General features: G+C 61.2%; 5 protein-coding genes. All 5 read right to left on the bottom strand.

Annotation, left to right across the window (positions count from 1 at the left end):
* Nucleotides 1-706: glycosyltransferase family 39 protein (locus EPO09_RS02440; protein WP_290639808.1), on the bottom strand; the 706-nt coding region annotated here is incomplete at its 3' end.
* A gap of 31 nt (nucleotides 707-737) precedes the next feature.
* Nucleotides 738-1,769, bottom strand: coding sequence for a glycosyltransferase family 2 protein (locus EPO09_RS02445; protein ID WP_290639810.1), 1,032 nt, complete (start codon nucleotides 1,767-1,769; stop codon nucleotides 738-740).
* A gap of 33 nt (nucleotides 1,770-1,802) precedes the next feature.
* Entirely contained in the window at nucleotides 1,803-2,843 is a 1,041-nt protein-coding gene (locus EPO09_RS02450; protein WP_290639812.1) for a lysylphosphatidylglycerol synthase domain-containing protein, read from the bottom strand.
* 163 nt (nucleotides 2,844-3,006) lie between these two features.
* Nucleotides 3,007-4,416, bottom strand: a complete 1,410-nt coding sequence (locus tag EPO09_RS02455) for a TIGR03013 family XrtA/PEP-CTERM system glycosyltransferase (RefSeq protein ID WP_290639814.1) — start codon at nucleotides 4,414-4,416, stop codon at nucleotides 3,007-3,009.
* A gap of 172 nt (nucleotides 4,417-4,588) precedes the next feature.
* The coding region (locus EPO09_RS02460; protein ID WP_290639815.1) for a polysaccharide deacetylase family protein at nucleotides 4,589-5,197 on the bottom strand (609 nt) is incomplete at its 5' end.

Below are 5,197 nucleotides of genomic sequence, written 5' to 3' on the forward strand. Positions count from 1 at the left end.
GGGCAAGCGCCACGATGATGGCCACCCAGGGCCCCACACGCAACAGGCCGCGTTGCGGGCCATGCACGGCCCACAGCGTCCAGATGGCAGTGATGGCGAAGGCCGCCATTGTGTATTTGCCCATCAGGCCCACACCGCAGGCGACACCCAGAAGTACCCAATGGCTCATGCGATTGGTCACCTGGGCGCGCCACAAGGCCCAGGAGGCCAGCGTCCAGCACAGGATCAAGGGTGCATCGGTTGAGGCGAACATGCCCATGAGCCCGACCATCGGGATGGTCATGAACAAAGCGCCTGCGACCATGCCCGTGCGTACGCCGCTGCTGGTTGGCCACAGTGCGCGAGCCAAGCCCACCATGCTCAGTGCCGTGGCAGGGTAAAGCAACATCGTCAGAGATTTGACACCCAGTACGCCAGAGCCGAACAAGGCCGTGCTCAACCAGATCAAGCCAGCAATCAGCGGCGGCTTCGAGAAATAGCCCCAGGCCAGGTGCTTGGACCAATCCCAGTACTGGGCCTCATCAAAGAACAGCGAGATGCCTGAGTGACGAACCACCCACAAACGATAAGCAAACAGCACGGCCACCAAGGCCAGCAGTTTCCACATGCGAGGGCCCCAGATCTTGGGCCAGCGTTGTCCGGACGGACGTTTCGCAACCGGTGCAGCGCCGGTGGAAACAACAAGAGCATTGGTGGGTTGGTTCATGGTGTGTGGTCAATGACAACAACAAACAACGTCAAGGTGTGTGATGCCAGGCGGTGTCGGCATTCAGCTGTGGCGCTTCACTGGTGTGATACGGCGCCACCTCGCCACGGTCGTAGTAAATGCGGATCAGCAACTCGGCCAGCACGCCCGTGGTGAGGAACTGCAACCCACCCAGCACGCAGAAGAAACCCAGCCAGAGCAGCGGACGACCGCCAATGTTCTCGCCCAGCATTTTCAGCACGGCGAGGTAACTCAGAATCAGGCCCCCGACGAGGCCCACGGCCAGACCTACACCACCAAAGAAGTGGCCTGGGCGACCAGAAAATCGCAAGAAGAAGTTCACGGCCAGCAAGTCCAGCACCACACGCAAGGTGCGCGAAATGCCGTACTTCGATTCGCCGCGCGTGCGGGCATGGTGGCTCACCGGTTCTTCAGCCATGCGTGCCGGCGACGTCACCGTGGCCATCCAGGCAGGAATGAAACGGTGCATTTCGCCGTACAGGCTCACGCGCTTGAGGACGCTGGCACGGTAGGCCTTCAGGCTGCAACCCAGATCCTGGAACTCCAGTTGGGTGATCTTGCGGATCAGGCGGTTGGCGATGCGCGAAGGCACCTTGCGCAACCACAGGCCATCCTGGCGGTTCTGACGCCAGCCAGCGACCAGGTCCAGGTCCTCGCGCAACAGGCGGGCCACCAGCTTGGGGATGTCCTTGGGGTCGTTCTGCAGATCCCCGTCCAGGGTCACGATCACATCGCCACGGGCGGCATCGATGCCGGCCTGCATGGCCGCTGTCTGGCGGAAATTGCGCCACAGGTGGATGGGGCGCACGTGAGGGCCGCGCAGGCGAGCTTGTTCATCCAGCGCTTGCTGGGTGCCATCGCGGCTGCCATCGTTGACGATGATCAGTTCCCACTCAAAGGGATAGTTGCCCAATGCATCGTGCACAGCCGTGACGAAGGGTTCGACGTTCTCGACTTCGTTGTACATCGGCACGACCACGGTCAGGCGGTGGTCGGGTACGGCATTGGTAGAGACGGCTTGGGCCGTCGGGGCAACAGTCATGACTTCACTTTCTCGCAAACAAACCCACCCCCGCTAGTCAGGATGACGAGCAGAGGGCGTACCCTGACGCACACGGGGCTTGTTGGCCCAGGACAAAACAGATGCCAGTGCGCCCGCCAGGACAGCGCACAGCAAAAAACACACATGCAGGGCCAAGGCCGCGCTCACCGCGTGCGACAAAGCCGAGGATTGTGCCGGCAGATGGGCGGCCATGCCTGCCCAGACGCCAGCTTCATAGGTGCCAAAGCCCGCAGGCCCTTGCAAAGGCACGATGGCTGCCAATTCTCCACCCAAAGCACCGGCCCACGACGTCAGCCAGGGCGCGGTGCTGACGGCTGACAACAGGCAGGCACCGGCTGCCAACTTCAGGCTCCAGTTCGCCAGCGTGGCCAGCCACGCCAGTGGGTGGTGGTGCTCGGGTTCCAGAAGGGCTTGCCTGAGCTTGATCATCAGTCCCGCGAGCTTGCCTGCAGGCACTTGGTCTTTCTGACGGGCAAACCAGGTGCGAGACACGCGCCCAAGCGTCAGCCAGGCCAGATACATGGCGCCAAAGCCAGCAAGCCGCCACCACACAGGCAGGCCCGGCCATATCAGCAAGCCCAGGACCACCAGGATCACCACGTCCTGCACCCGCATCCACAACAGGCAGGCCACAGCGCGCGTTACCGGCATGCCGAGTTCACGTGAAGCCAGCAAAGGAAAGGTCAGCTCACCCGCACGCATGGGCAGCAAATTGATGGCCGCGTTGTGCATCAGGATCACACGCAAGGCGTCGGTGCGCACACCCAGCCAGCGGTGCGGTGCCTGGCGGTGCCCCTCCAGGTTGAGGACCACTTGAAGGCGGGCGGCACGCAAGGCGTAACTGATCAGCAAGCCTGCCAGCGTGAGCCCCCAGGTTTCCCAGCCAGGGCGGGAAAAGGCCTCTGCCACTTGCCCAAAGGGGGTGCGAGAGAGCAACCAGGCCAGCAAACCCAGGCCCAGGCCCCATGCCAGGCTCTTCTTGAGCAGGCCACGACCACCCGCATCGCCAGGGGCGGAGGTGTCAGTAGCAAAGGCGCTGGGAGGTGGAGTCACGGGCTTGATGGGAGGCAGGCAACCTGCCATTGTCCCGCAACTTGATGCAGGTCTGAAACCTCACCCCCTGAAACGACGGTGGCGCACCCTGGGGTGCGCCACACGTAGAGAGAGCGGTTCCGGTATCAGTTGCCGTGTCGCGGTATCAGATACCCGTGCAGGATCAGTGCGCGCCTTCGCGGAACAGCACCACGCTGACGGTTTCGAACAGGATCAACAGATCGAGGAACAGAGAGTTGTTCTTCACGTAGTACAGGTCGTACTGGTGCTTGTGCAGTGCATCTTCAACCGATGCACCGTAGGCGTAACGAACCTGCGCCCAGCCCGTCACGCCAGGCTTGACGCTGTGGCGAATGTCGTAGAACGGGATCTGTTCCTTCAACTGGGCTACGAAGGTAGGGCGCTCGGGGCGGGGGCCGACCATGCTCATCTCGCCAGCCAGCACGCTGAACAACTGGGGCAACTCGTCGATACGGGTCTTGCGGATGAAGGCGCCCACGCGGGTGATACGGGTATCGTTTTTAGACGCCCAGACGGCCACACCGTCCTTTTCAGCATCGGTGCGCATGCTGCGGAACTTCAGGCACATGAAGCCCTTGCCACCCAGTCCCACACGTTCCTGACGGTAGATGATGGGGCCATTGCTCTCCAGCTTGATCGCAAGCATGGTCAGCAGCATCACGGGTGAGGCGAGCAGGAGCAGGAAGGCTGACGTGATCACGTCGAAAGCGCGCTTGACGAGGATGCGACCACGCCCTTGGGAGAAGCCGCGCCCGTAGACCAGGAAGCTGGCCTTCAGACTGTCAACGGGCACTTCACCGGTGGTCTGCTCGTAGAAGGCCGCCAGGTCCATCACGGGGATGCCTTGGATGCGGGCCAATAGCAGTTGGTCCATCGGGACATTGCCGCCGCGTTGTTCCTTGACCGCGACGATGATCTGGTTGATGTCGTGCTTGTTGACGATCTCATCGATCGACGATGCGCGCGAAAAGATGTTGAAACGCTTGTCTTCAGCAGGCAAGACGGATTCACCAGCAGGGTAGAAGCCGATCACCGAGTGGCTGCGCAGGCGTCGCGATTTCAGATCGGTTGCCACGGCATGCGCCTCGTTGCCTGTACCGACGATCAGGATGCGCTGCTGAACCAGCGAGCCACGCCATGCAGACATCAGCAGGCCGCGAACGATCAGCAGGCCGATCATCAGGTAGGCCACGGCAAAACCCATCAACTGGTGAGCCTGGTTGCCGTCCACGACGGTTTTGACAGCCAGTTGGTAAGCAATTGGCGCGCCCAGCAGGCAGCCCAGTACGGCGCGGCCGAGCTTGGCTCGGGCCGTCTTGCGCTCGGAACCCTCACGGTAGACGCCGACAAGACCGCAGTGCAGGGGGATCAGAAGCGCGAAACCCAGCCCGGAACGCAAAGCGCTGGACAGGCCTACGGAGGCGTTGGTGTCGCCATAGAGGTGGGCGATGGTCAGGGTACCCAGCACGATGGCCAGGAAGCTCGTCAGACTGTCTGCAAGCAGTTCAGCCAACGTCGCAATCGAAATGTGATGCTGAAAAACCCGGAACATGATCGCCTCTCAAAGAGACCAGGCCGCTGCAACATGTGCGACAACCCAACCCGAAGTAGTAAGTTTTTGTAATGGGGGGATTGTCATCGCACCTGCTCGGTGGCATAACCCTGCGTTCAAGGGGGACCACCCTAGAACTGGGGGGGCAAAGTGACTTTGGTCGTCGCGCCAATCACTCGGCCATGACGGCATGCCGCCCTTTATGGGCGTTCTTGAGCAATTGCAGTGTCAGTCGGGTCGGGGTAACGTTCCACGGCGCGAATCTGGGTAATTGGAAAATATCGGTTTCCCGAGTTCCGACGCCCCACGCCGTACTGAATGCGGCCCGATATCCCGATGCCTTGACCAGATCCCGATGCGCTTTGAGATAGTCCGTATTGGGGCGCCCATTCGGATAGGCGAACAGCGAAGGCGTCTTGCCCGTGATGTCCTGCAAGGCCAGCTTGTTGCGTTCGATATCGCTTCGGGCTTCGTCCAGACCGATTTTGCTCAGAATCGGATGCGTATGCGTATGCCCACCGATCGTCATGCCATGGCTCGCCAGATCCCGAACCTGCTGCGGAACCATCATCAGTGGAGGGCGGGCATTTTGTCCGGCACAAATCTCCCACAGGCGATCACAGGTTTCCTGACGTTGTGCTGCAGGTAAATATTTGACAAATTGAACGAGCTCTTTGCTCAAGCCCTGTTTCTCGCTCATATTGCTGACCGGACGCAGCCCCAGTCCCAACCAACTGAGGTCGAGATGGGCGTTGGGGGCGCGTCGGACTGCCTCGGTGAT

This window comes from Aquabacterium sp., from assembly GCF_004297345.1.
In the GTDB taxonomy this organism is placed as follows: Bacteria; Pseudomonadota; Gammaproteobacteria; order Burkholderiales; family Burkholderiaceae_C; genus Aquabacterium.

Bases quoted from the DNA above. Each gene is read 5' to 3' on its own strand.
- EPO09_RS02445 (WP_290639810.1), bottom strand. From the start codon at position 1,769: ATGACTGTTGCCCCGACGGCCCAAGCCGTCTCTACCAATGCCGTACCC.
- EPO09_RS02455 (WP_290639814.1), bottom strand. From the start codon at position 4,416: ATGTTCCGGGTTTTTCAGCATCACATTTCGATTGCGACGTTGGCTGAA.